Origin of the sequence: Neptuniibacter sp. UBA6509 (assembly GCA_002435145.1) — a bacterium.
Classification (GTDB): domain Bacteria; phylum Pseudomonadota; class Gammaproteobacteria; order Pseudomonadales; family Balneatricaceae; genus Neptuniibacter.
The window spans coordinates 18,260-42,906 of sequence record DJLT01000053.1; the positions used below are offsets into that span (position 1 = coordinate 18,260).

Annotated in this window: 25 protein-coding genes; 15 read left to right on the forward strand and 10 right to left on the reverse strand. The window is 42.6% G+C overall.

The annotated features are described in order from the left end of the window. Window positions 1-33: 33 nt before the first annotated feature. Complete coding sequence (locus B4K11_RS07085; RefSeq protein WP_292953874.1) at window positions 34-1,815, reverse strand: PQQ-dependent methanol/ethanol family dehydrogenase; 1,782 nt, start codon at window positions 1,813-1,815, stop codon at window positions 34-36. Between the two features lie 769 nt (window positions 1,816-2,584). Here B4K11_RS07085 and pedF point away from each other — a divergent pair. The 5 genes from pedF (at window position 2,585) to B4K11_RS07110 (ending at window position 7,689) form a co-directional block, all read left to right on the forward strand. Next, window positions 2,585-3,028, forward strand: a complete 444-nt coding sequence (gene pedF, locus B4K11_RS07090) for a cytochrome c-550 PedF (RefSeq protein ID WP_292953859.1) — start codon at window positions 2,585-2,587, stop codon at window positions 3,026-3,028. Then, window positions 3,021-3,941: a substrate-binding periplasmic protein gene (locus tag B4K11_RS07095; protein ID WP_292953862.1), complete on the forward strand. Its 921-nt coding sequence runs from the start codon at window positions 3,021-3,023 to the stop codon at window positions 3,939-3,941. The genes pedF and B4K11_RS07095 overlap by 8 nt, the downstream gene beginning before the upstream one ends. A gap of 44 nt (window positions 3,942-3,985) precedes the next feature. Then, window positions 3,986-4,738 carry a quinoprotein dehydrogenase-associated SoxYZ-like carrier gene (locus B4K11_RS07100; protein ID WP_292953865.1) on the forward strand — a complete coding sequence of 251 codons (753 nt, stop codon included), beginning with the start codon at window positions 3,986-3,988 and terminating at the stop codon, window positions 4,736-4,738. Window positions 4,739-4,748: 10 nt separating this feature from the next. Then, on the forward strand, window positions 4,749-5,675 hold the full coding sequence (locus B4K11_RS07105; protein ID WP_292953868.1) for a quinoprotein relay system zinc metallohydrolase 1: 927 nt from the start codon (window positions 4,749-4,751) through the stop codon (window positions 5,673-5,675). Window positions 5,676-5,937: 262 nt separating this feature from the next. Next, the gene (locus tag B4K11_RS07110; protein WP_292953871.1) at window positions 5,938-7,689 is read left to right on the forward strand and encodes a PQQ-dependent methanol/ethanol family dehydrogenase; all 1,752 of its coding nucleotides are present in this window, start codon (window positions 5,938-5,940) and stop codon (window positions 7,687-7,689) included. 152 nt (window positions 7,690-7,841) lie between these two features. On the opposite strand, the gene B4K11_RS07115 is transcribed toward B4K11_RS07110, so the two are convergent. After that, entirely contained in the window at window positions 7,842-8,501 is a 660-nt protein-coding gene (locus B4K11_RS07115; protein WP_292949355.1) for a putative 2OG-Fe(II) oxygenase, read from the reverse strand. 113 nt (window positions 8,502-8,614) lie between these two features. Further along, on the reverse strand, window positions 8,615-9,403 hold the full coding sequence (locus tag B4K11_RS07120; RefSeq protein WP_292949356.1) for an FRG domain-containing protein: 789 nt from the start codon (window positions 9,401-9,403) through the stop codon (window positions 8,615-8,617). A 350-nt stretch (window positions 9,404-9,753) separates the two neighbouring features. Between B4K11_RS07120 and B4K11_RS07125 the strand changes: the two genes are divergently transcribed. Then, a complete protein-coding gene (locus tag B4K11_RS07125) occupies window positions 9,754-11,274 on the forward strand; it encodes an aldehyde dehydrogenase family protein (RefSeq protein ID WP_292949357.1) in 1,521 nt (506 codons plus the stop codon). 496 nt (window positions 11,275-11,770) lie between these two features. Here B4K11_RS07125 and B4K11_RS07130 read toward each other — a convergent pair whose 3' ends face one another. Beyond that, entirely contained in the window at window positions 11,771-12,541 is a 771-nt protein-coding gene (locus B4K11_RS07130) for a lipoate--protein ligase family protein (protein WP_292949360.1), read from the reverse strand. An 85-nt stretch (window positions 12,542-12,626) separates the two neighbouring features. Between B4K11_RS07130 and B4K11_RS07135 the strand changes: the two genes are divergently transcribed. Both B4K11_RS07135 and B4K11_RS07140 read left to right on the forward strand, forming a co-directional pair. Then, window positions 12,627-13,016 (forward strand): YkgJ family cysteine cluster protein, encoded by a 390-nt coding sequence (locus B4K11_RS07135; RefSeq protein WP_292949362.1) that lies wholly within the window; start codon window positions 12,627-12,629, stop codon window positions 13,014-13,016. A gap of 1 nt (window position 13,017) precedes the next feature. Continuing rightward, window positions 13,018-13,671 (forward strand): glutathione S-transferase, encoded by a 654-nt coding sequence (locus B4K11_RS07140; RefSeq protein WP_292949363.1) that lies wholly within the window; start codon window positions 13,018-13,020, stop codon window positions 13,669-13,671. Between the two features lie 50 nt (window positions 13,672-13,721). Here B4K11_RS07140 and B4K11_RS07145 read toward each other — a convergent pair whose 3' ends face one another. Both B4K11_RS07145 and B4K11_RS07150 read right to left on the reverse strand, forming a co-directional pair. Further along, window positions 13,722-15,053, reverse strand: a complete 1,332-nt coding sequence (locus B4K11_RS07145; protein WP_292949365.1) for a sensor histidine kinase — start codon at window positions 15,051-15,053, stop codon at window positions 13,722-13,724. Continuing rightward, window positions 15,053-15,709 carry a response regulator gene (locus tag B4K11_RS07150; protein WP_292949368.1) on the reverse strand — a complete coding sequence of 219 codons (657 nt, stop codon included), beginning with the start codon at window positions 15,707-15,709 and terminating at the stop codon, window positions 15,053-15,055. Before B4K11_RS07150 ends, B4K11_RS07145 begins: the two co-directional genes overlap by 1 nt. A 153-nt stretch (window positions 15,710-15,862) precedes the next feature. Here B4K11_RS07150 and B4K11_RS07155 point away from each other — a divergent pair, with 153 nt between their 5' ends. The 3 genes from B4K11_RS07155 to B4K11_RS07165 are packed head-to-tail and all read left to right on the forward strand — an operon-like array spanning window position 15,863 to window position 18,994. Further along, a complete protein-coding gene (locus tag B4K11_RS07155) occupies window positions 15,863-16,243 on the forward strand; it encodes a PepSY domain-containing protein (protein WP_292949370.1) in 381 nt (126 codons plus the stop codon). Between the two features lie 33 nt (window positions 16,244-16,276). Beyond that, the gene (locus B4K11_RS07160; protein ID WP_292949371.1) at window positions 16,277-16,747 is read left to right on the forward strand and encodes a DUF2271 domain-containing protein; all 471 of its coding nucleotides are present in this window, start codon (window positions 16,277-16,279) and stop codon (window positions 16,745-16,747) included. A gap of 21 nt (window positions 16,748-16,768) precedes the next feature. Next, a complete protein-coding gene (locus B4K11_RS07165; protein WP_292949374.1) occupies window positions 16,769-18,994 on the forward strand; it encodes a PepSY domain-containing protein in 2,226 nt (741 codons plus the stop codon). A 101-nt stretch (window positions 18,995-19,095) separates the two neighbouring features. Here the strand turns inward: B4K11_RS07165 and B4K11_RS07170 are convergent, their stop codons facing one another. Next, on the reverse strand, window positions 19,096-19,896 hold the full coding sequence (locus B4K11_RS07170; protein WP_292949377.1) for an ion transporter: 801 nt from the start codon (window positions 19,894-19,896) through the stop codon (window positions 19,096-19,098). A 248-nt stretch (window positions 19,897-20,144) separates the two neighbouring features. On the opposite strand from B4K11_RS07170, the gene B4K11_RS07175 reads away from it, so the two are divergent. Continuing rightward, a complete protein-coding gene (locus B4K11_RS07175) occupies window positions 20,145-20,384 on the forward strand; it encodes a hypothetical protein (protein WP_292949380.1) in 240 nt (79 codons plus the stop codon). After that, a complete protein-coding gene (locus B4K11_RS07180) occupies window positions 20,378-20,662 on the forward strand; it encodes a YqhA family protein (protein WP_292949383.1) in 285 nt (94 codons plus the stop codon). The genes B4K11_RS07175 and B4K11_RS07180 overlap by 7 nt, the downstream gene beginning before the upstream one ends. 97 nt (window positions 20,663-20,759) lie before the next feature. Here the strand turns inward: B4K11_RS07180 and rarD are convergent, their stop codons facing one another. Both rarD and B4K11_RS07190 read right to left on the reverse strand, forming a co-directional pair. Further along, the gene (gene rarD, locus B4K11_RS07185) at window positions 20,760-21,662 is read right to left on the reverse strand and encodes an EamA family transporter RarD (RefSeq protein WP_292949386.1); all 903 of its coding nucleotides are present in this window, start codon (window positions 21,660-21,662) and stop codon (window positions 20,760-20,762) included. Beyond that, a complete protein-coding gene (locus B4K11_RS07190) occupies window positions 21,659-22,702 on the reverse strand; it encodes a hypothetical protein (protein ID WP_292949388.1) in 1,044 nt (347 codons plus the stop codon). The genes rarD and B4K11_RS07190 overlap by 4 nt, the downstream gene beginning before the upstream one ends. A gap of 154 nt (window positions 22,703-22,856) precedes the next feature. Here B4K11_RS07190 and B4K11_RS07195 point away from each other — a divergent pair, with 154 nt between their 5' ends. Further along, entirely contained in the window at window positions 22,857-23,330 is a 474-nt protein-coding gene (locus tag B4K11_RS07195) for an Lrp/AsnC family transcriptional regulator (RefSeq protein WP_292949391.1), read from the forward strand. A 124-nt stretch (window positions 23,331-23,454) separates the two neighbouring features. Continuing rightward, window positions 23,455-23,646 carry a hypothetical protein gene (locus tag B4K11_RS07200; protein WP_292949394.1) on the forward strand — a complete coding sequence of 64 codons (192 nt, stop codon included), beginning with the start codon at window positions 23,455-23,457 and terminating at the stop codon, window positions 23,644-23,646. Window positions 23,647-23,837: 191 nt separating this feature from the next. Here B4K11_RS07200 and B4K11_RS07205 read toward each other — a convergent pair. Continuing rightward, window positions 23,838-24,647 (reverse strand): DEAD/DEAH box helicase (locus B4K11_RS07205; protein ID WP_292959307.1); only part of this gene is annotated, 810 nt, incomplete at its 5' end.

Sequence of the window (24,647 nt, forward strand, 5' to 3'; positions counted from 1 at the left end):
AAGACTAAGAGGGCTTTTTTGTGAGGTTAGGTTTTAGTTTTTAGTTAGTTTAAACACCCAGAACGAACCGCCTTGAGAAATTGGCTTAGTTAGTTCTGCCATATCTCCGCCCCATAGTGGTACAGCGCCACCATATCCGCTAGCGATACCGATATATTGCTCACCATCTTCAGTCCAAGTGATTGGGGATGATACGATGCCTGAGCCTGTCTGGAACTTCCAAAGCTCTTTACCTGTTTTAGCATCGAAAGCTTTAAAGTAGCCTTCACCTGTACCGGTGAATATTAGGTTGCCTTTAGTGGCAAGTACGCCTGACCATAAAGGTAGCTTTTCTTTATGAGACCATGCAATTTCGCCTGTTTTGGGATCAACGGCGCGTAATACACCTACGTGGTCATCATACATTTTACGGATACGGAACCCTTGTCCTAGATATGCAGCACCTTTGGTATAGTGAACCTCTTCAGTCCAATAATCTTCTTTCCAGTGGTTGGCGCCAAGGTAAAATAGGCCCGTATCTTGGCTGTAAGCCATAGGGTTCCAGTTTTTACCGCCTAGGAAAGGTGGAGATACCTCAATAGACTTACCTTTCTTCTTGCCTTTTTCTGGAAGTGCTGGGCGTTGGCCTTCAACTTCAACTGGACGTCCAGTTTTAGGATCAATATGTGTAGCCCAAGTAATATTGTCTACAAATGGGAAGCCTCGGATGAAGTCGCCATTTTGACGGTCAACAACGTAGAAAAAACCATTACGGTCAGCGTGACCTGTTGCTTTGATCGTTTTTCCGTTTTCTTCGTATTCAAATAATACGAGTTCGTTATTTCCTGAGAAATCCCATGCATCATTTGGTGTGTGCTGGTAGAACCATTTCACTTCACCTGTTGATGGGTCAACAGCAACCTGGCCTGATGTGTATAGGCTGTCGTAATCGGCTGGGTTGCCGCCTGGTGATGTACGTGCCCAGCCGTTCCATGGGGCAGGGTTGCCTGCGCCTACGATAATTGTATTGGTTTCAACATCAAAGCTTGCTGACTGCCATGGTGCGCCGCCGCCGTGGCTCCATGCTTCAACTTTACCTGTTGGAGAGTTTGGATCGTCTGGCCAAGATGGCGCTTTCGGATCACCAGTTGGTGTGCTCTTCTTGCCGTTAAGCGTGCCGTAGTGACCTTCAACGAATGGACGCATCCAGATCTCTTCGCCTGTTGCTGGGTCTCGTGCAAATAGTTTACCTACAACGCCGAACTCATCGCCAGATGTGCCATGAATAAGCATTACTTTGCCGGTTTTTTGGTCTTTGATGATGGTTGGGGCACCTGTCATCGTATAACCTTCAGTGTGATCTGCGAACTTCTTCTTCCATTTTACTTTACCGGTTTTCTTATCAAGTGCGACAATCGCAGCATCCAGCGTGCCGAAGTAAACTAAATCACCGAAAATAGCGGCGCCACGGTTTACAACATCACAGCAAGGGCGAATGTCATCTGGTAGTCGGTATGAGTAGGACCAGATTTTTTTGCCTGTCTTTGCATCAACAGCAAATATGCGAGAGTAAGAACCTGTTACGTAGATAATGCCGTCATGCACCAATGCTTGTGTTTCTTGGCCGCGCTGTTTCTCACCACCAAAAGAAAAAGACCAAGCAGGTGTTAGTTTGCTAATGTTTTTGTCATTAATTTGAGTGAGGTCACTCCAGCGCTGTGCCTTGGGTCCAATACCGTAACCTAGTACGTCTTCAGCTGTCGTAGCATCGTTTTTAATGTCGTCCCAAGTTACAGGTTTGGCCGTTACCGCAGTTGCACCTGTGATAAGGGTCATTGTGATAGCCGCGCATAATGGCTTTAATCCAGCAGAGATTATTTTTTTTGTCATTGTGTAAGCCTTGTTAATGGTTAAAAGCGATAGCGAGTGTTTATCGCGTCTTTTAATTCTCAGCTTCAAAGGTGATTTTCAGCAATAGATGTAATCCCGTCTGTGCTGGGCTCAAGTCATATGATCTAGGGAATGAATCCTAGCTGCTTGGGAGCTGTTGATATGAGAAATATACGCCGCTTATTTGTATTGATTTAAACCCACAACGATATCTTCGGTTCAAGAGCTATTTAGCAAGCTATTTACTTTAGGTTCATATATCAGATGGTATGTTCGTATGAATAGCATTGGTAATTAGTAGATCGCTTTGACGATATCTGGAGGAAAGGTGTTAATATGAAAATTATAACTGACTACGATAATTCGAACCACTCAATACTTATTTCGAGAATTGAGGGGGCGTTAGAACTTTGGAGGCGGCAGGACTGAATAATCAGATCAGACGGGTATTTGGCAGTATATTCATACAACCTAAGTCTTACTGTGAGGAGTTATTCATACCAAGGGAGTAGTTTATGAAACCCAAAGTACAATTCTTGCTGATTTTGTACAAGCAATATCATATAGGCCTGAAAACTGAAGTTGGGTGACATCAGTATTTCTAAGGATTTCTCGCCCATTGCAATTTGGATTGTTGCAGTGAGAAAAACTTGGTTGTTTGAAAAAATGTAATACCAAGTTGGCGAATCGAATAAAAACTAAGTGGTGAATAAGAATGTCTATAAATAAAAAATTATTAGGAATGGCTACTGCAGGTATGCTGACTGCGGCTCTTTCTACTCAAGCATTTGCTCATGGTGACGTAACACCTCAGAACGTTGATGTTGAAGGTCTTACACCACTAGGTGAAGAGTGGTTAGATCAAAACCCATACAATGCGGATTACGAAAACCGTGATCTTGCTGTGACAATCGGTACATCTGCTTACACGCAGAACTGTGCGCGCTGCCACGGTCTAGACGCAATTTCTGGTGGTATCGCACCGGATCTTCGTTACCTAGAACCAGGTATCGAAGGCGATGAATGGTACAAATACCGTGTTGTAAATGGGGCGGTTCGTGACGGTCGTGTTTACATGCCTAAAATGGCAGAGCACTTAAGCCAAGAAGCTCTTTGGGCTATCCGTGCTTACCTAGAGACTCGCTATACAGATGAATAATAAACGACTCTCAAAAGTCGTTATATTAACTTGCGCCAGCCTGCTTAGCAGCCTGGCGCAAGCGCGTTATTACGACGATGTAATTGATAGCGGGTATATCAAGGTTGGTTTCTATCGCGATTTCCCACCCTATTCGTTTCAAAAAGATGGGAAACCTGCTGGTGTCGATGTTGATGTTGGTAAGTTTATAGCCTCATCTATGGGTCTGGAGTTTAAACCACATTGGATTACACCGGATGAAAACCTTGAAGATGACCTTCGCAATAATGTCTGGAAAGGGCATTATTTAGATAAAGATGAAAAACAGGGTGCTTTGGCGCTTAAGAATATTGCAGATGTGATGATGCGTGTTCCTTATGATCGCGAATATTCTTATATGCAAGATTCAACGGGCGCGGTTATCAATGAAATGGTCGTGATGTTTGGGCCGTATCAGCGCGAGAGTTGGAAAGTTGTTTATGATTCAAGCAAACTAGATAACGTATCTACAGTTGCCGTGTTCCAATATCACCCGATCGGGGTAGAGATTGATAGCATGCCTGCTATGTATCTTACGTCTGCATTCGGTGGCCGTATGAGAGAAAAAACTCATCACTATGCAAATGCACGCAAGGCATTTGCAGGTATGGAAAGTGGTGAAGTTGATGCAGTGATGGCAATGAGGGCTGAAGTTGATTGGCTTGTAGCACAGTCGGGCAATGAAAGTTTTAAGCTCGGAAGTAACGGTTATCCGTCGATGGGCAAGCAAAAGTGGGATATTGGTATGGCAGTTAAGCATACGTATCGCCAGCTTGGTTATGCCATTGAAGAAGTTGTAGATGGCATGGTACGGAATGGTGATATGGAAAAGATTTATCACTCATACGGCTTAACTTATGAGATGCCTGAGTTTTATCAATCAGTAGAAAAATAGCTTTCAGCAAACTAACCTTTAACAATAATAATAGGGGTTTAATAATGAAAGGTCGATTAGCTGCGTTACTGGTGAGCGCAGCAGTGTCATTTTCAGCCAATGGTGCTGAGCCTGATCCGCTAGAGTCGCCTCTTTGGGACTATATGCGCACGCAATTTATTGGTGATGATGCCTATGTTTTTGATGATCGAGTCAAAGTAGGGCTTCCCGAGTTCGCTGAGGATCCAACACAAGTACCTATCATGGTTGATGCTTCTGCGCTTAGCGGTAACATTAAACAGATCATTACTTGGGCGGACCTTAACCCCATTCAGCATATTTTTACTTATTACCCCCATCCTGAAATAGTGCCCCGTATATCCTTAAGGATTAAGGTTCAGCAAGGAACTGCTGTACGCGCAGCCGTGCAAACAAAAGACGGTGTTTGGCACATGGGCGGGTCATACTTGGATGCTGCCGGTGGCGGTTGTACTGCGCCTAGCGCTGCTAATTCTGATCCTTATTGGGAAAGTCATCTTGGTGAGATGAAAAGCCGCTTCTTCGCAAAAGAGGAGGGTGGCCGTTACAAGTTTAAAGTCATTCACCCTATGGATACTGGTTTAGTAAATGCTATACCTGAATTCTATATTCAGCAGGTCGCTGTTCGAAATCAGCAAGGTGAATCTTTAGCGCGCCTGGAACTATCCCAGCCCGTCAGCGAAAACCCTGTAATCACTTTTGATGTGCGTGATAAGAACCAAAAACATAGTGTTTGGTTAAGAGATAATAGTGGTAATGAGTTTGGGCGAGATCTCTAGGAGAGTATCAATGTTTAATAAAAAGGCATTAACTTTAAGCTTGTTGCTTTCCGTCAATACCGCTGCTGTTGCCGCGCCGCTTACTTATGATTTAAAACCTCAGAAAATCGCAGAGAATACTTGGGTGCTAAAAGGTGCGCTTGAGGACTTTTCTAGAAAAAATGGCGGTAATATTGTCAATACCGGCTTTGTGGTAACGGAGGAGGGAGTCTTAGTTATTGATACGGGGCCTTCTTTAAAATACGGCGAAGAGATGAAAGCGGCCATAGCTGAAATCACTGATAAGCCGATTAAGTATGTACTCAATACGCACTCCCATCCTGACCATTTCTTGGGTAATCAGGCATTTTCTAATTCAGATATTTTGGCTTTACCCAAAACCAATGAGCAGTTAGCGCTGCACGGCGATGCTTTCGCAGGCAATATGTACCGTCTTGTTGGGGATTGGATGAGATCAACTGAAGTTAAACTACCAACCCAAGACCTTAAGGTCGATAAGCTTAAACTGGGTAGTCATCAGTTCTCATTGATGTCTTTTACTGGGCACACGGGATCCGATCTGGTTGTTTATGATCGTAAAACAGGGGTGTTATTTGCCTCTGATATGGTATTTTTTCAGCGAGCACTTACAACGCCTCACACACCGGGTCTCGATGTTTGGTTTAAAGAGATAGAAAAGCTAGAAGCAATTGATTATAAAGTTATCGTTCCAGGGCACGGGCCTGTCTCAAAAGATAAGGACTCATTAAAACAGATGAAGCGTTATCTTCTATGGCTCGATGAGACATTAATCGATGCTGCCCAAAAAGGTTTAAGCATGACTGAGGTTATTAGAATACCTATCAATGAAGTATTCCCAGATATTAAGCTAACGCGACATGAGTTCATAAGGACGGTTGCACATCTTTACCCCCTTTATGAGGATAAGTATTTTTGATAATGGGGAAAGGGCTGTAGTGCTGAAACTGAGTTAAACGACCGTTTCATTGTGGCTTTCTGTGTGTTTAGTAGCCTTTTATAGCCTATGGTCTACCCTTAATTAGCAAGAATTCCGAGTATTACTACCAAGTGATGAGAAAACTACTTCTGGGGTTTAATTGTTGTAAAACCCCTAAAGAAAAACAATGTGTTGCATGATTCGGGAATTTTTCCCGGCTCTCTCTGAACACCAATAATAAATATCCGTAGAGGAGCTTACAATGAAGAGATTCGCACTGTCTGCCTTAGTTACAGCAATGACTGTTGCAGGCGCGGCACAAGCTGGCGTTACTGATAAAGATATCCTTAATGACCAGATGAGCACAGGCGATGTATTGACTAACGGCATGGGTCTTCGCGCTCAGCGTTATAGTCCTATGGACAAAATCAATACAAAAACTGTTAAAGATATGCGTCCAGTTTGGGCGTTCTCTTTTGGTGGTGAAAAACAGCGTGGTCAAGAATCACAGCCAATGGTTAAAGATGGCGTAATGTACGTTACTGCATCTTACTCACGTGTATTCGCTGTAGACACTAAAACTGGTGACGAGCTTTGGGAATACAATGCACGTCTTCCTGATGGCATCATGCCATGCTGTGACGTTATCAACCGTGGTGTAGCACTGTATGATGACCTAGTTATCTTCGGTACTCTTGACGCTAAACTAGTCGCTCTTAATAACAAGACTGGTAAAGTTGTTTGGAAGAAAACTGTTGAAGATTACAAAGCTGGTTACTCTATCACTGCAGCGCCTATCGTTGTAAAAGGTAAAGTAATTACAGGTGTATCTGGTGGTGAATTCGGTATCGTAGGTAAAGTAGAAGCTTACGACGCTAAGACTGGTAAACTTGCTTGGACTCGTCCAACAGTTGAAGGCCACATGGGTTACATCTGGAAAGATGGCAAGAAAATGGAAAACGGCATTTCTGGCGGTGAAGCAGGCAAAACTTGGCCTGGCGACCTTTGGAAAAGCGGTGGTGCTGCTACATGGTTAGGCGGTACTTATGATCCTGATGTAGATCTTCTTTTCTTCGGTACTGGTAACCCAGCACCATGGAACTCTCATCTACGTCCTGGCGACAACCTTTTCTCATCTTCTCGTCTAGGTATTGATCCAGATACTGGTAAAATCGCTTGGCACTTCCAGACTACTCCACACGATGGTTGGGATTACGATGGTGTAAACGAGCTGATCTCTTTTGACTACAAAGCTAACGGTAAAACAGTTAAAGCAGCAGCTACAGCTGACCGTAACGGTTTCATGTATGTCTTGAATCGTGAAAACGGTGACTTCATCCGTGGTTTCCCATTTGTAGACAAGATCTCTTGGGCTAAAGGTTTGGATGCTAAAACTGGCCGTCCAATCTACGACGATGCTAACCGTCCAGGTAACCCAGCTGATTCTAAAGATGGCAAAAAAGGTAAATCTGTACTTGCTATCCCATCTTTCCTAGGTGGCAAAAACTGGATGCCTATGGCATACAGCCAGGATACTGAGCTGTTCTACGTACCTTCTAACGAATGGTCAATGGATATCTGGAACGAGCCAACTGCATATAAGAAAGGTGCAGCTTACCTAGGTGCTGGTTTCACTATCAAAGCACTGAAAGATGAATACATCGGTGTTCTTCGTGCGATGGATCCAAAAACTGGTAAAGAAGTATGGCGCTTCAACAACTACGCTCCTCTATGGGGTGGTGTTTTAGCGACTAAAGGTAACTTGGTATTCTTCGGTACTCCTGAAGGTTATCTACGTGGCCTGAATGCTAAAACTGGTGAAGTTGAATACGAATTCAACACAGGTTCTGGTATCGTTGGTTCCCCAATCACTTGGGAAGAGAACGGCGAACAGTTCTTGTCTGTAGTATCCGGTTGGGGTGGTGCAGTACCTCTATGGGGTGGCGAAGTTGCTAAACGTGTTAAGCACCTAAACCAAGGTGGCACAGTTTGGACTTTCAAACTACCTAAATAATTCTTATGAATTATGACTGAGTATTACAATTTGGTGATGCTCAGCCTGTCCCAGCAAGAAAAAGCCAGCTTATAGCTGGCTTTTTTTGTGCCTTTGATTTGTGTTGATCAAACGAATAACAGGAGGAGTAATTGATGACCAGTTAATTTATCTTATGAGAAATCTATAACGCTATTGAAAGCAATCACTATACGGTCAGCCTCTCCGAAATAAGGGAGTGCCGAATGCTTTAAGTAAGAAGGGAATATAACGAGTTGTCCCTCTACAGGTTCAAAATCCCAAAAGCCATGCTCGCCTAGATATGCTGTACCTACATCAGAATAGTGATCTGCGTTAATACGAGGGTCGTAGAAGCGATTTACACCATTCCTTGAGCCTAATTCACACTCGCCAGGCTCTAGGTAGTAGATGCCACACCAGGAGCAATTGGGGTGAGAGTGAATGTCGTGATATCCACCGTTTTTGGTTACGTGATACCAGGATTCAATAATTGTTGCATCTCCTTCACTTTCTTCTGGCCAATAGGGTGCATTTACCTCTGTCGCGATGGCTGAAACCACTTCCTCAAACAACCTTCTAACTTCCATCACCGCTGCATTTTCGGCTTCAAGGAAATTTAGTTTGCTTTCAAATAGCTGATGCTTAGCTGTAACTGCAACCTGGCTAGCGATTGGGGCTTCTTGACTCTCTTGATCCTTATAGATATATGAGAGCAGATCTTCTTTTAAAAAATCATGATCTGGATTGGTTGTTACAAATAGAGGTGATGTCCATGCATTAATAGGCTCAATGATAGGCGCTTCAGAATACATAAGGTTGCCTTGTAAAATTATAGTTAGCGATACCCATACGGACCGCTATTGGATTGGGCTATTCTAGCGATAGTCCATTTACAAGGCTATGTAATATGCAGTGATCTTATTAGCTAGGGTCTGGAAGAGCCAATCCAGCTAGCCTCAAGCTCATAAGAAATAGAGCGTGCAAGTCCGTCTAAGTCAGGAAAAAGTGTGGCATGACTAATATTCATTCGATATAGAGCTTCCATGGCTTGAGTCCTGATCTCTTTCGGAATGATTATTTTTGCAAGCAGGGGCTTGTCGTAGTTATAGCTGTTCAGGAGATCTTCAACGGATACATTAATTTGACCTGGCAGCATAAAAGTTCCTGCCTGAGCAACGATTCGACGATCCATTGACCATGGCTCTCCAGGCCAAACGACTGAATACTGATTGGATAAGTAGTATTTATCTAAGTGACCTCCGTTGCGGGGGCTGATCGCTTCCCTTGTAAGGTCGGGATGGTTAGGCGGTGTTGCTTCATGCCAAAGCGCGGGCGTATTAACTGCGAATACTGCCGCCGTTGAAATACACGAGTGTAAAGCAAAATAACTCGCGACAAATGGAGACTTGGTGAAATCAAGTAAGCGGGTGGGAGCGCCATGATGTTGCATGAGTGCTAAGCACCTGAAGTCATCGTCTAACACGCTTGTATCATCAAGAAAGTAATGCGCCTTACGTTTAAATACTCGAATAGCACGAGCTTCTTGCTCTGCCCATTTCTTTTCTGGCACATATTGCTTCAGTCGACGAGTCAGAGAGCTTTCAAGACTCCACTCAGCATCGCTTTGTCCGCGGAAGGCCCAGCCTCTAAATTGGTCAGACTCAACTAACTCTAAAAACTCTTGCCAGCTTTGAACCTCGTACCGTGATGTCATACGTATGCTCCTTAGTGAGTATTATCTGAGTATGCTCTAAACTGCATCTGTTTTGAATTAATGGCGGTTAGTATAATTTGAACCCGTTTTTCTGATTCAATTTCATTTAATAACCTTAAAATAGTTTAGTTCTTAAATATCAATAGGTTAGGATTTTTCTTGGTTGTGTTTGGGTGATTGTTATAAGGCTTACGTAGGGGGAGGGCCGCCATAACTACTACCAAATAAGTATTTTTTTGATGCCAAGGGATGATATCTGTGTTTCTTCCTGCGTAGCTAATATAGTTGGGTAAATAAACGATACTGTCCAACACTCCTGACAGTAGATAAAAACAAGAGGCACATAGAAGATGATTTACGCTAAGCCGGGTACAGAAGGCTCTGTTGTTACCTTTAAAGAACGTTATGGAAACTTCATTAATGGTGAGTGGGTTGCTCCTGTTAATGGCCAGTATTTTACTAACACTACGCCTATTACTGGTGAGTCTGTTTGTGAAATCCCACGCTCCGATGCTGCCGATATTGATCTGGCGCTGGACGCTGCACATGCTGCACAAATGACTTGGGGTAAAACTTCTCCAATCGAGCGTCAGAATGTTCTATTAAAATGTGCTGAACTAATTGATGCAAACCTAGAACGTCTAGCTGTATCTGAAACTTGGGATAACGGTAAAGCAGTACGTGAAACTCTAGCTGCAGACGTACCTCTAATGGCGGATCACTTCCGTTACTTCGCTGGTTGCATCCGTGCACAGGAAGGTACTATCGGTGAAATCGACGAAACTACGGTTGCTTACCATTTCCATGAGCCTCTAGGTGTTGTTGGTCAGATCATTCCTTGGAACTTCCCACTATTGATGGCTGCATGGAAAATTGCACCAGCACTAGCGGCAGGTAACTCTATTGTTCTTAAGCCAGCTGAAGCAACTCCGCTTTCTATTCTAATCCTAATGGAATGCATCTCTGAAGCATTGCCAAAAGGTGTACTAAACGTTGTAAACGGTTTTGGTGGTGAAGCAGGTCAGGCATTAGCATCTAGTACTCGTATTGCTAAGATCGCATTCACTGGTTCTACACCAGTAGGCTCTCACATCATGAAATGTGCTGCTGAGAACATCATCCCATCTACTACAGAACTGGGTGGTAAGTCTCCAAACGTTTACTTTAACGACGTTATGGCTCAGGATGATGAGTTCGTAAGCAAAGCTGTTGAAGGTGCTGTACTAGCATTCTTTAACCAAGGTGAAGTTTGTACTTGTCCTTCACGTCTATTGGTTCAGGAAGATATCGCTGATGAATTCCTAGCTAAAGTTGTTGAACGTATTGGTCAAATCAAACGTGGTGACCCACTAGATACTGAAACAATGGTTGGTGCACAGGCTTCCCAAGAGCAGTTCGATAAGATCCTAGGCTACATCGATATCGGTCGTGAAGAGGGCGCTGAAGTCCTTGCAGGTGGCGGTATTGAGAAGCTTGATGGCGAATATGGTTCTGGTTACTACATCAAGCCAACTCTTCTTAAAGGAACAAACGACATGCGCGTTTTCCAGGAAGAGATCTTTGGTCCAGTAGTAGCTGTTACTACTTTTAAAGATGAAGCTGAAGCACTCGCTATCGCAAACGACACTGAGTTCGGTCTTGGTGCCGGCGTATGGTCTCGTGATACTAACATTGCTTACCGTATGGGTCGTGGCATTCAGGCTGGTCGTGTTTGGATGAACTGCTACCACCTTTACCCAGCACACGCTGCATTCGGTGGTTACAAGAAGTCTGGTGTAGGTCGTGAGACTCACAAGATGATTCTTGAGCATTACCAGCAGACTAAAAACATGCTAGTAAGCTACAGCGAAAAACCACTAGGTTTCTTCTAAGGAATCCTCTGAAGAGCTAGTGTAGTTCCTATGCTGGCTCCCTATAGGCTATAAATTTAGCTTATTGAGTTATAGCGACCTTAGGGTCGCTTTTTTTATGCCTGATTTTTATTAAAGTGTTGTTGCTTTCTATTTTTAGAAACTTCAAAAGCCTATCTTACGTTTACTTTTTCCAATAGCGATTCACGCTCAAAGTAAGTAAATTCGGACTTTTCTGTTCCTCCGAATTGGTTCCATCACTGCAGGCAGAGAGAGTACGCAAAGGGAAATTATTAGATATTTCTTCTTAACTGCTGTTTTACCTATATCAGTACTTTATCTAGTTATAATCTATTTAGATAATTCCATCAAAGACATGAAAGGTTAAAACGTGTGGGCTGTAGAGTTTTTAAGTATGAAGAGAGAAGAGAGCAATCCATTGCATCTCTATACGTTACTTATCCTTGAACGTGATAACACTATAAATGAGCTATGTTACGGTTATGTGATGTTTTGATTATTCTTTAATCAATGCTTTAAGTTCTTCAATGATCATTTTGCGAAGCTTGAGTGTTAATGCACCTCTAGAGTCTTCTGTCTTAATGATGCCCTGTATGCTGGTTGCCACTGAAGGGTCGAATTTACGTTCGCTTCCTGCCTTCTCATAAAACAGATTAACTAATTCAGTCCCTTGTTTTGCATCTGCTTCTACCATTAGCATCGCTTGTGCGAGCACCCCTTGTTTAAGATGTTTAACGTTGGGGGGGGACAGCATTATTTTTTGTGCGGTGCCTGTGATTTTGAGTCCGCTAATATTTAAGTTATAGCGTCCATCGCAGTATGAACCTGGTGTTTCACCATATTCAGGCTTAAGACCTAATTTAATTAAAGCCCTGTTTATTGGTTCACACAAAGCTAAATACATATCATCAAGGTCGAACGTTGATATAGTTGTTTGCGGTACAATAATGGATAAATTTAAAATGCCCGGATGCAGAGGAACAGCTGTTCCTCCACTACTGCGAACGATAGGCGGCCATTTTCTTTTTGACATCTCAATGACGGCTTCATCGTAATTAGGAAATCGAGTCTCTTTTTTCGTGACAACTAGGCACGGAGGGGTCTCCCAAAGGCGAGCAGTTGCTCCTCGCTTACCTTTTGCGATCTCTTGTAACAAAGCCGTGTCGTGTTCAAGAGCTTGTTGAGGGTCACGGGAAAGAGGCTCATCAATGATCCGCCATCGATCATGTTCAGTATATAATTCTAAAAAACGACTATCTTGCTTCATAAACCATCAGGAAGATTATTTGTTAGGTTATAAGATGATGCTATCATCGCGATCCAATTTATAGCATAGCAATAACTCAGTCTAAATGAATAAGCCAATTCCAGCAGCCAATGTTGATGATTTACAAACATGGGTAAAGTATAAAAGTAAAATGTGTCAGTCTTGTCGCGGGACCTGCTGCAGCCTGCCTGTAGAGGTTAGGTTCAACGATCTTGTTCGTATGGGTGTGCTTGATGAGTTTGACTCTCACGAGCCCGCAAAACGCCTTGCAAAGCGTTTAATGAAAGAGGGTATTGTGGGGCACTTCAATAATAAAACTGAGGTGTATACGCTTTCTCGCTATGCCAATGATGATTGTATTTACTTAGAGCAGAAAAGCCGGTTGTGCAGTATTTATCAAAATAGGCCCGATACTTGTCGCAAGCACCCAATTGTTGGTCCTAAACCTGGTTTCTGTGCTTACCAGCCTAAATAATATGAATGATACTCTTCAGCCAATTTTGTACTCCTTTCGACGTTGCCCTTATGCAATGAGAGCGCGCTTAGCGATTGCCTATAGTCAGGTAAGTGTAGAGCTACGAGAGATCGTTTTGCGTAACAAGCCTCAATCAATGCTTAATATTTCCCCTAAGGGAACCGTACCTGTTTTGCTGTTAACAGATGGGACAGTTATTGATGAGAGTATCGATATTATGCGCTGGGTGCTCAGTCAGAATGATCCTGATTGCTGGTACGGGGCACAGTATGTTGCTGCCATCGATAAGCTAATAGATGAAAATGACACAGTGTTTAAGCCCTGTCTGGATCGTTATAAATATGCTGATCGTTATCCAGAACATTCGCAGGAATATTATCGCTCGCAGTGTGAACAGTGGTTTGTAAAGCTGAATGATTTGCTAGGATCGAACGATGGTTATCTGCTCACCAATCAGCCAACACTCGCAGATATGGCGCTCTTTCCCTTTATAAGGCAGTGTGCGCATGTTGATTTGGAATGGTTTGAAGCAACATCCTACGAACATTTACAGTGCTGGTTAGCAGACCTCAAATCCTCAGCCCTTTTTTCAAGTAGTATGACCAAGTACCCAGCTTGGAAATGTGGCGACCCTAAGACCTACTTTTCTGGTTGAATACGACTGAATAAATTATATGAATCTCACCTGTCATTAATCATGACACGTTAACTATCTGATAGTGTAATCACCACTTCAAAACCATCTGGGCGGCCCGTCGCGGGGGAGTTAAGCAACATCGATGCGCCTATGCCTGTTACGATCGCGTCAGCAATAGCTAAACCCAAACCAGAGCCATGTGCTGTTGTCTTTGATCGAACAAAACGTTGGCGTAGCTTTGCTAGATGCTCTGCTGGGACGATATTCCCTGCATTTACAATTCTCAATTCATCTTGTCTTGAAAAGTGTATCTCCACTGGTTGGTTTTGACTTCCATGTTTGATCGCATTATCCAGTAAATTTCTGACTAAAATAGCAAATGCATCGGGATCAATCTTTGACTTAATCCCTAAGCTTTCCGGCGGGAAATACTCAATAATTTTTACGTTCGAGGAGCGTCTTAGATCATCTGTAACCAGCTGTATTATAGATGTCAGATCATGTTGTTCATTCGAAAAAAGCCCGCCGCCTTCCGCTTTAGCAAGTTGCATTAATTTCTCAGACAGATTAGATAAGGTGCGCACTGTTTTTTCAATTTTAAAGGCCCTTTCTTTGCTATCTCCTTCAGGAAGCTCTTTTTCTAATCGCTGTATTTGTGCCAATGCGGTCGCAATGGGTGTACGTAATTCATGAGCGCTATTGGCCGTGAATGATCTTTCTGACTCAAGCGCTCGGCGCAAGCGATCTAGCAAATCATTGACAGGTTCTGCAATCGTCAGAATCTCAGTTGGTAGGCCTGTTACGCTGACAGGCGATAAGTCGCCACTACCTCGAGATTCAATTTCATTACGGTAGATCAAAATTCGACGTAGGCTGTAATGAACAAATGCCCATGTACCGATGAAGCAGAGAGGGATAATTAATATTAATGGCCATAATAGGGTAATCGCCATCTCTGTGATTGCGGCTTTCCTTTGGCTTAAAGGTTCAGCAATTTCAATATGTATTGTTTTCTGTACAGCCCAAGCACCATAGAGCCTGTGGGTGCCTGAAGTGTTAAACCCTTCAAGTAACACTTGATTGAAGATGCTAGGTTCAGCGTTATGAGATTGTAGTAATATCTTTCCCGACCGATTTCTCACAAGATAGGTCAGGGGCTCATCATGCGTTTCAAATGACATGATGTTCTGAGGCAGCCCAGTTTCATCTCTGTTCATTATCTCCACAACGGCTAGAGGCATGATACGTTGAGCCGTTTCTGCCAGAGCACTATCAAATAATTCATTCAGTTTATTTTGTGAAACAAGTATTGCGCCTGATATGGCCATTATCCACAGAAGAATAGCGCCCAGTGTTAATCCAATCCCTAGGGTTTTTTGAAGGCTGCGTGACTGTGTCATCAGGGAGTCATCCTGTAACCCAAACCACGTACGGTTTCTAACTGATTTTTGCCTAATTTTTTACGCAATCGGCTGATATAAACCTCAATAGTATTACTTTCGATTTCTGCTCCAAAGGCGTAAAGATGGTCCTCTAATTGTGGCTTTGAAAGTAAAGTGCCCGGACGTTGGATAAACGCCTCCAGTAAAGCCCATTCACGTGCGGTTAGTTCTATAGGCACTTGATTACGGGAAACAATATGTTTCGTTAGATCAATCTCTAATGACCCTATTTTTAGCAGAGGATTTGGATTGCCTGAGTACCGTCTCGTTACCGCGGCTATTCGCGCTGATAACTCAGTAAGGTCGAAGGGTTTTACGAGGTAATCATCAGCTCCGGCATTGAGTCCTTTAATACGATCAGAAATTTGATCTCGGGCGGTCATGATAATCACAGGGGTGATACTGCCTGAGCGGCGTAAATTGATTAAGAAGTCGATACCGCTCCCGTCAGGTAGCATAAGATCAAGTAAAATTAGATCGTAGTCTGTTGTCTCTTTGCTCGTTTCTGCGTAAGCAAGGGTTTTAACCCAGTCAACGGCATTCCCTTCATCAGCGATCTGATCATGGATTACTTCACCTAAGTCTTCAGCATCCTCGACCAATAATATGCGCATCTTCGACCTCTGAGAGCTGTGTCATGGTAATAAACGGCATCAAATCATATCAACACGCAGTCTATTTTGCATGCTCTCATCATCGGTGCTTTGCGTTCAGGTAGGTGTCAGTAAAGTCATTTACTATGAACAAAAATATAAAGGAGAGCCCTCATGAATAAGAAAATATTAACCATTTTTATCACTTCCTGCGTGTTAACTGGTGCAGCTTTTGCGAGCGAAGATTGCACGGACCCTGTGTCAGATTGGCAACCGCGCCAACACCTTAGACAAATGGTAACCGATAGGGGATGGCAGGTTGACCGCATAAAAGTAGACGACGGTTGTTATGAGGTCAAAGGATTGGACCGTAAGGGCAATCGTATTGAAGCTAAATTCTCACCTGCTTCGTTTAGTCTTATAGAGCTTGAGATTGAATTTGATGAGTCAGGCGATGCCTCGGATTACTTGAAAGGTTGGGATGGTGTTACAAAAACTGATGGCATGAATCCTAAGGCGCACAGGTCTAATAAACCTAAAGTCACGATTGAATAAAGCGTCTTCAGTTAGCAAGCAGAGAGATAAACAATGAAATATATAGCAATGACATTATGCCTGCTTAGTGGGGCATTTCTTACGACAACCGCTTCAGCTCGTGAAGTAAATCTAACCACTGAAATGAAAAATTATGGTGGTGATGGCGCTTATTTAGCGATTTATCTAACTGATGAGAAAGGGATATATCAAGAAACGGTTTGGGTTGCGGGTCAGAAATCAAAATATTACAAACATTTAAGTGGTTGGGTACGCGGTACTCGTAAGCGCGAGAGTGAATACGATGGATTGACTGGCGCAAGCGTCACTAGCGGTAAAACGTTAACGGTTACCCTAGACCTAGCTGATAGCTATATCGATTCTGGTTTTCAGCTTAGGATTGATTCCGCCGTCGAAGACATGCGTGATCACCGCAATGACATCGTTGTTCCATTTACGAGCGAGGGTGTAGGCCAACCAATTTCTGGGCGCGGGTACGTTAAAACCTTCACTTATTCGTTTTAGTGACAGGCCTGGAGTTATTACATGTTACGTAAATTTCATTCTGTTTTAGGCTTGATAGCAGCGGCTTTAGTTGTGGTGATCTCCATTACAGGAGGGATTCTGGCTCTTGATCCGTTTCTGGAACGAACTCAAGCCAAGGTAGTCGGTACCTCTTCTACTAGCGTTGCGGAATTGACGGCGAAACTTACATCGCGTTACCCGGGTGCTGAACAGATACAGCGAACCTCCTCTGGTACGGTTATTGTCTATTTTGCGAATGCTGATGGCACGGGTGCTGATATTATCAACCCGTTAACAGGAGAAACCATAGGGCCATATACAGCGTCGCCTGTTATGGTGTGGGTTAAACGTTTACATCGCTCATACCTACTAGATACACCTGGGCGAGTCGCTACGGGTATTGGCGCATTGCTGATGCTGTTGATAACGTTTTCAGGCGTATTTATGTTAGCGAATAGACTTGGCAGTTTTCGTCAGATTTTTCGCCCAATTAAAGGATCTTTTAAACAGCAATTACATTGTCAAATGGGTCGGGTAATCGTGCTTGGGCTACTGCTTTCTTCCGTGACTGGCCTATATATGTCAGCCGTATCCCTTGAGTTATTGCCTGAACCTCAATCGATCGAACCTTCTTTTCCCGAGAGCGTCAGTGGTGGTATTCCATTACCCACGGATAAGCTTCAAGCATTAAAAGAAATACCTGTCAGTGAACTAAGAGAGCTGGTTTATCCTTACGCAGAAGACCTGACTGATGTGTATACAATCAAAACAAAACAGGGCAGTGGTTTTATCGATCAATCAACAGGACAGCTACTTTCTTATCAAGCCTACGGTACAAAGCAAGCGTTCTATGAGTTGATTTTTATGTTACATACCGGTGAAGGGTTATGGTGGCTAGGCTTGCTTCTTGGTCTCTGTGCGCTTGCTGTACCTATGATGTCATGGACAGGGATTCAAATATGGTGGGAGCGTCACAAGTCAGATACTGAGTTGAATAACAATACAGCAATTCGTATGGCAGACACGGTTATATTAGTAGGTAGCGAAAGCAATAGTACTTGGGGTTTTGCTAAGACGCTGCATGACTCACTTAATAAGGCTGGGTACCTTGTACATACAACTGCGATGAACAATTTTGTGAATCATTACCCCCATGCTAAAAGATTGTTTGTTCTTACTTCAACTTACGGGGATGGCGATGCGCCTTCGTCAGCCAACCACTTTATGGCAATACTTGAGATGATAACCCACACACCCAACCTTCCAGTTGCCGTTTTAGGGTTTGGTGATAATCAATTTCCTCACTTCTGTCAGTTCGCCAAAAATGTAGACACTGCACTCAGGGCAAAAGGCTGGCAGGTATTACTGCCTTTTGAGACGATCAACCAGCAATCCCCTCAAGAGTTTGCGCGTTGGGGTGTCGAGCTTAGCAAGGTGCTTGGTACTGAGTTAGTGTTGGCGCACAGTCCCGCACTACCGCGTTGTAATAAACTCGTGCTTGCCGAACGGATTGATTACGGCGCAGAGGTTCAGGCTCCGACAACCGTGTTTCGCTTTAAAGAGGAGCCTCGTGAAGGTGTTGTTGGATTATTTGATAAGGTGGCAGGGCGTTCGGGCCTAAGCCATTTTGAGGCAGGCGATTTAGTGGGGATATTGCCTCCAGAAAGTAACATGCCTCGCTTTTATTCGCTCGCTTCTGCATCCAAGGATGGCATGTTAGAGATTTGTGTACGCTACCATTTGGGGGGGGTGTGCTCAAGTTATCTTCATGCGCTTTCGATAGGCGACAGTATCAACGCTTTTATAAAGCCTAATCCTAGCTTTCGGCCTTCATCAAGCAATGCACCTATTGTACTGATTGGCGCAGGTACAGGTATTGGCCCCTTGGTTGGATTTATACGTCATAATACAGCGCATCATGCTATGCACCTCTATTGGGGAGGTCGTTGTCCAGAATCTGATTTTCTCTACAAAGCTGAGTTGAACTCTTACCTTGAGGATAAGAGACTAACCAAGTTGAACGCTGTGTTTTCCCGTGTAAGCCAACGTGCCTATGTTCAAGACAAAATCACTCTTGACGGTGACGAGTTACGCAGGTTGATTGAGGAGGGTGCTCAGATACTTGTTTGTGGCGGACGGCGCATGGCAAACAGCGTTATGGCGGCATTAAATGAAGTGATCTTACCACTTGGAATCGATGTGCAAACGCTTAGGGAGCAGGATCGCTACCGCGAGGATGTTTATTAACAAATCGGATCATGCAAGTACGTATTTAATCGCGTATAAGAAAAAGCCCGTTATTCATACTGAATAGCGGGCTTTTTATCAAACGCTCAGAAATAGGGAGATTATTTCCGTTCCTGAATGAGCTGCTTCAGTTCAGCTATCTGCATAGAAAGGTCTTCGATTGTAAGCTGTCCTTCATCAAGGGCTTTTTGCTTTGCTTCTTCAGCATGTTCATTTTCCATAACATTTACCACGATGCCAATAACCATATTTAGAAAGGCGAAAGTGGTTAGGAAAATAAAGGTTAAGTAATACAGCCAGCTAAATGGATAGACAGCCATCGTTTCATACATGACATCCGTCCAATCCTCAAAGGTCATTACCCTAAATAGGGTAAGCATTGCAATTGATATATCACCCCAAAGATCTTCATTGATGTGCATAAAAAACGAAGCACCAATAGCAGCGTATATATAAAAAATTATAAACATCAATAAGATAACGTAGCCTAGTTGAGGTAAAGCTTTAATAAGTGAGTTAAGTAATAAGCGTAACTCAGGGACAATCGAGACCATCCTTAAAACACGGAAAATACGGATTAATCGACCAACTAATGCCAACTCACTATCTTGGATAGGTATTAAGCTGACGACCACAATTAAGGTGTCAAATATGTTCCAAGGGTTTTTAAAGAAATCTTTCTTGTTCGGCTCACCAATAAATCGGATGCATATCTCTATTAGGAAGAACACGGTTATAGCGCGGTCTAACCAGGTAATCATTGTTAGAAAGTGGCTAGGGATATTGTAAGTTTTTGCACCGATAACCAGTGCCGAAAATAGGATCACAGAAACTACAAAGAATTCGAATATGCGATTACTGCGTATCTTGTCGAAGTTTGCTTGAAGATTGCTGCTATTCATTATGGCTCTTTAATGCTTAGAAGTTTAGAAAAAGTGAACTGTACTTGTCTTTAACGTAAATGGGTAGCGCAAATCTGATCAAGATAAGCGGAAGTCTTAAACAAACCCTATTAGATATATATTTTAGAGACAGCCGTACTGTCTCTAATTATTAAAAGTTGATTAACACTGGGTAGATAACAGTACCGAAGTGGAATACTTTTTTTTGTGTCTGTTATGAAATTGTGGCGCCCTAAAGAGCAAATTTGATGAAAGGGAGCTTATTGAATCGTGAAAAGTCTAGAAAAAATATGTGGTCGTTACGCTGGGTCATATTGTTAACCGTTATGGCAATTATGGCAGGCGCGCTGCTTTTAGTCGGATTCGTTGTTTATGACTTTATACATTTGGTTGATGTCGCCATTAATAAAGGTTTAGGACTTGATGCTCGCATTGAGCTGCTTTTGATCTTAATTGAGATTATCGTTCAGTCGCTTGTCTTATGCTGATGTTTGGTTTTGGTATCTATGAAATATTCATCAGTAAAATCAAAATTGATAAGCGTTCCGAAGATCTGCATTCAAACCTATTGGTCATAAATAGTATTGATGAACTTAAAAGAAAACTGGGTTCTATGGTAATCATGATGTTAATACTCCAGTTTTTATCATTGACTACTAAGATGGTGATTGAGGAACCTTCTGATCTATTAATGTATGCGACATCAGTAGCGTTACTAGGCTTAGCTGTTTTCTTAACCAATGTTAAATTCAAAGCTTCTAAGTAACTCGAATTACCTAATAACTAACGAATTCTCGATAGTTATAGGTTCGCTGTTTATCGCTTATTCTTAAACAAGGCTCTATTATTTAACAAAGATGGATCTATCCGTTTTTTCTTTTCTGTACTAGCAAGCCCTCAACACTAAAAATTACAAGCGCTAACCAGATTAAGATAAAGGTTATAAGACGTTCCGAGTTCATAGGCTCATCATAGTAAAAAACAGCGATTAAGAATGCGATGCTTGGACCAATGTATTGTAGTAAACCAATAAGTGTAAGGCTTAAACGCCGCGCTCCGGATGCAAAGGCTAAGAGTGGAAAACTTGTCACTAAGCCAGCGCCTAATAGAAGCCACATTGTTGCATCGTCTTCATTAATAAACTGTAGATTTCCGTTGCTTAAGAGCCAGACCATATAGGCCAATGATATAGGGAGGAGCCATAAGGTTTCTATAAATAGACCACTGATAGAATCCACAGGAATTTTCTTTCGAAGCAAACTATAAATTGAAAAACTGAATCCTAACGTTAATGCTACCCAGGGCAGTTCTCCTAAAAGTATCACTTGATAAGTAACAGCAATGGCTGCCAGTGCAACGGCTGCCCATTGCATAGGTCTAAGGCGTTCACTGAAGATAAAATATCCGAATACGATATTAATCAATGGGTTGATGAAATACCCCAATGTGGATTCAATGATTCGATCTTGACCAACAGCCCATATAAATACTAACCAGTTAAGGGCGATGACCGCAGCAGAGGCCGCTAAGCTGTATATTATCTTTGGGCGATTAAACAGAGCGTAAATTTCTTTCATTCTGTTTGTGAGCGCAATAAAACCGGCTAGAAATACAACAGACCAAACAACTCTATGTGCAAGTACTTCAAGCGGTGATACATGCTCAATAGACTTAAAATATACAGGGACTATGCCCCACATCCCAAAAGCTGCGAGAGCAAAGTAAACACCTTTTTTGTGTTCGGTAGAGGTCTCTATATGTATCAAAGTTTGTCACCAGAGCTCACAGTTTCAGTGTGAGTCTTATCATTAGATGCAGGCGTTGATACATCTCTAAAGAGGTAGCGTTGTTGAAATTGAACACTGGTATTGAGTAGTAATCGAGTGATTAGGCTTACAACAATTAAGCTAAACAAAAGCCTTGCCCATAAGACGCCAGATAAATCAGCCCCCATAGTTAATACAAGTAGAGTATCTTCTATGATGCTGTGGCAAATACTTAATAGGCATAGAGCGGAAAAGCAGTCCTTAGGGCTTACACTACCGCTTTGTGCTTCTTTTATTAATAACCCACCTCCAAACGAGAGCCCAAGCGTGACCCCAATAATGGCAAGGGAGGTCGCCTGCCTGCCTATCCCCATTAGCTTTAACAGAGGTTGAAGTAGCCATATCATTAAGCGCTCAACGTGTAGCCATCGCAATAAACGCAGCAATGAGAGTAAGGCGGTGACAATCATAACGATCATTCCTAGACCTTTCAGCTGAATTATTACCCAGTCATAAAAGCTTTGTGGCCCAGTATTATCTGGCTGCCAGATCAGTTCTACCGGTTCCTGTAACCATCCCCCTATACGGTAGATATGATATAGCAGCGCGCCTAGTAGTAAGGCTGATAAAACACGCAGTAAAAATGAAAAAACAAAACGCATTCCGGCCATCTGAGTGATTCTCAACTCAAGTGGCAAGCTATGCGCCATTAATAGCATGCTGCTTAGTACAGTCACTTGTGCGACTGTCAGGTTTTCACTCGGAGCAATTTGAAAAAAGAGAAGCATTCCACCATAGATATTAGTGAGAAGTGTTGTCGTCCATATAATGCCCATGCTTTCAGGAAGCCCCACCAGCTGCATGAGTGGGGATAAAGCTGCGCTCAGATACGGAATGGCTCCAAGCTCTTCAAGCACTTTAACGGCTATGATGACAGGGATAGTGAGCTTAAATAATAAAAGGCAGACCTCATATATCTCTTTACCCAACCCGATGAGAGTCGCACGCATAGAAGTAAGAGAGAAAATAGGCGGGCGCATGATCTGTTTAGCCTTGATAATGTTAAATGAAGGCTCTAGTTTAAATGACTGGATTTAGTTAGGATTTCTTTTGTTTCTTGTATTAAGAAATAATATTCAATTATAAATTATCATTTTTAATATAATTAAAATTAATGAGTGTGATGTGTAATTTATGACTAATGCGTTGGATAGAATTGATCGTCATATTCTGCGTTGTCTGCAGCTAGATAATAAAGTCAGCAACTTACAGCTTGCAGAGGAAGTAGGCCTCTCTCCACCTGCATGTTTGCGACGTGTTCGTAGGTTGCGAGAAGAGGGTATTATCGTTGCGGATGTCTCACTGGTTAATCCAAGACTCCTTGGACGAGTCATAAATATCATTGTCGAAGTGGAAATGAACAGAGACCAGCTTGATGTGCATGATGCTTTCATGCTGAAGATGCAAGCGGCACCTGAAGTGACACAGTGTTATCAGGTTACAGGTGATGTCGATTTTGTGTTAGTGGTTATGGTGGCTGATATGGAGGCTTATGAAGCATTTGCACGCAGAGAATTGGCCAGCGATATTAACCTCCGAAAGTTTCGTTCTCTTATTTCACTTAAACGTAACAAGTTTTCAACCGCAGTAGATTTAGACCAAATTTAAGTTATCTAACAAAAATGTCATCAGGCCTTAATCAATCGGTCACATAAAAACGTTTTTATATGCTTGTTTGCTATCTACATGAATTATGTAGATGTCTGAATTTTTAATATTTCGGGAAAAGAGAATGAGCAGTAAATTGAGAATGGATGAGATTGTCTTTGATGACGAACTAGAGGGGCGCTTTAACTCCAATTACACTGAGACTCACACCAGAAGAAAGCCAGTTAAGAGTAAGCGCAAAAAGCAAGATTCAGAAAACTACATTTATGAAAGAAGCATGAAACGTAATGCTGCTGATCAGTTTGAGAATCGATAATTTGTATCAAGCTTATGCAGTTAGGATTTGTGCTTAACTACTGAGTATTAAATTCTTGAAGGTTATAAAGTACATAACCATGGGGTTAAGTTGTCCATTGATAGCTGTAGATCTTGTAGCGCATAGAAGCGGTTCTCCCGATTAAGAATCGCTTCATACTCGCTTGTAATCAAAGCGTGCGATACTCTTAATTAGCGTTTTTTCTTTTTTACGCTTGCTGTTTTGTTAGCAGAGCGCTTACTTATAATTTTAGTTCTCGTTTCTTTGTTAATGCGTTTTTTAGGGCCTTTTTTACTGATTCGCTTACGTAAGCCTTCTCTGCTTCCGACTTCAAACCCCTTCATATGAATACGACGTATGCGAGCACCGATCAGGTGTTCGATATTATCCAGTGCACTTTCTTCTTCACGACTCACAAATGAAATGGCTTGTCCTTTTTGACCTGCACGCCCAGTACGACCGATACGATGGACATAATCTTCAGCTAAGTAGGGAAGGTTATAGTTAACGACGTGTTCAAGGCCTTTAATATCTAGGCCACGTGCCGCAACTTCAGTTGCGACAAGGACTTGAACTTTACCCGCTTTAAAATCAGCGACTGCGCGACGACGTGCGCCTTGGCTTTTGTCACCATGACAGATAACCGCATCAATACCATCGTACTTAAGGTCTCTCATAAGCTCATCGGCTTGACCTTTAGTGCTTGTAAAAACTAAAACCTGAAACCAGTTATGTTTCTTAATAAGCTCAGCGAACAGATCAGCTTTGCGTTTCTCTTCTACTGGGTAAACCACATGATCGACTGTATCTGCAGTAATATTTGCTTTAGCAGCACTAATTGTTTCATGTCGAGTTAAAATCTGGCGTGAAAGCTTATGTACGGCGCTGGATAGTGTGGCAGAGAACAGCATTGTCTGGCGCTTTTTAGATATGCTTTCTAAAATGCCTAAAACGTCACCTACGAAGCCCATATCGAGCATACGGTCAGCTTCATCAAGTAC

What these genes read in the sequence shown, in the direction of transcription:
- B4K11_RS07085 (WP_292953874.1), bottom strand. Translation starts at nt 1,815, where the DNA reads ATGACCCTTATCACAGGTGCAACTGCGGTAACGGCCAAACCTGTAACT.
- pedF (WP_292953859.1), top strand. Translation starts at nt 2,585, where the DNA reads ATGTCTATAAATAAAAAATTATTAGGAATGGCTACTGCAGGTATGCTG.
- B4K11_RS07095 (WP_292953862.1), top strand. Translation starts at nt 3,021, where the DNA reads ATGAATAATAAACGACTCTCAAAAGTCGTTATATTAACTTGCGCCAGC.
- B4K11_RS07100 (WP_292953865.1), top strand. Translation starts at nt 3,986, where the DNA reads ATGAAAGGTCGATTAGCTGCGTTACTGGTGAGCGCAGCAGTGTCATTT.
- B4K11_RS07105 (WP_292953868.1), top strand. Translation starts at nt 4,749, where the DNA reads ATGTTTAATAAAAAGGCATTAACTTTAAGCTTGTTGCTTTCCGTCAAT.
- B4K11_RS07110 (WP_292953871.1), top strand. Translation starts at nt 5,938, where the DNA reads ATGAAGAGATTCGCACTGTCTGCCTTAGTTACAGCAATGACTGTTGCA.
- B4K11_RS07115 (WP_292949355.1), bottom strand. Translation starts at nt 8,501, where the DNA reads ATGTATTCTGAAGCGCCTATCATTGAGCCTATTAATGCATGGACATCA.
- B4K11_RS07120 (WP_292949356.1), bottom strand. Translation starts at nt 9,403, where the DNA reads ATGACATCACGGTACGAGGTTCAAAGCTGGCAAGAGTTTTTAGAGTTA.
- B4K11_RS07125 (WP_292949357.1), top strand. Translation starts at nt 9,754, where the DNA reads ATGATTTACGCTAAGCCGGGTACAGAAGGCTCTGTTGTTACCTTTAAA.
- B4K11_RS07130 (WP_292949360.1), bottom strand. Translation starts at nt 12,541, where the DNA reads ATGAAGCAAGATAGTCGTTTTTTAGAATTATATACTGAACATGATCGA.
- B4K11_RS07135 (WP_292949362.1), top strand. Translation starts at nt 12,627, where the DNA reads ATGAATAAGCCAATTCCAGCAGCCAATGTTGATGATTTACAAACATGG.
- B4K11_RS07140 (WP_292949363.1), top strand. Translation starts at nt 13,018, where the DNA reads ATGAATGATACTCTTCAGCCAATTTTGTACTCCTTTCGACGTTGCCCT.
- B4K11_RS07145 (WP_292949365.1), bottom strand. Translation starts at nt 15,053, where the DNA reads ATGACACAGTCACGCAGCCTTCAAAAAACCCTAGGGATTGGATTAACA.
- B4K11_RS07150 (WP_292949368.1), bottom strand. Translation starts at nt 15,709, where the DNA reads ATGCGCATATTATTGGTCGAGGATGCTGAAGACTTAGGTGAAGTAATC.
- B4K11_RS07155 (WP_292949370.1), top strand. Translation starts at nt 15,863, where the DNA reads ATGAATAAGAAAATATTAACCATTTTTATCACTTCCTGCGTGTTAACT.
- B4K11_RS07160 (WP_292949371.1), top strand. Translation starts at nt 16,277, where the DNA reads ATGAAATATATAGCAATGACATTATGCCTGCTTAGTGGGGCATTTCTT.
- B4K11_RS07165 (WP_292949374.1), top strand. Translation starts at nt 16,769, where the DNA reads ATGTTACGTAAATTTCATTCTGTTTTAGGCTTGATAGCAGCGGCTTTA.
- B4K11_RS07170 (WP_292949377.1), bottom strand. Translation starts at nt 19,896, where the DNA reads ATGAATAGCAGCAATCTTCAAGCAAACTTCGACAAGATACGCAGTAAT.
- B4K11_RS07175 (WP_292949380.1), top strand. Translation starts at nt 20,145, where the DNA reads ATGAAAGGGAGCTTATTGAATCGTGAAAAGTCTAGAAAAAATATGTGG.
- B4K11_RS07180 (WP_292949383.1), top strand. Translation starts at nt 20,378, where the DNA reads ATGCTGATGTTTGGTTTTGGTATCTATGAAATATTCATCAGTAAAATC.
- B4K11_RS07190 (WP_292949388.1), bottom strand. Translation starts at nt 22,702, where the DNA reads ATGCGCCCGCCTATTTTCTCTCTTACTTCTATGCGTGCGACTCTCATC.
- B4K11_RS07195 (WP_292949391.1), top strand. Translation starts at nt 22,857, where the DNA reads ATGACTAATGCGTTGGATAGAATTGATCGTCATATTCTGCGTTGTCTG.
- B4K11_RS07200 (WP_292949394.1), top strand. Translation starts at nt 23,455, where the DNA reads ATGAGCAGTAAATTGAGAATGGATGAGATTGTCTTTGATGACGAACTA.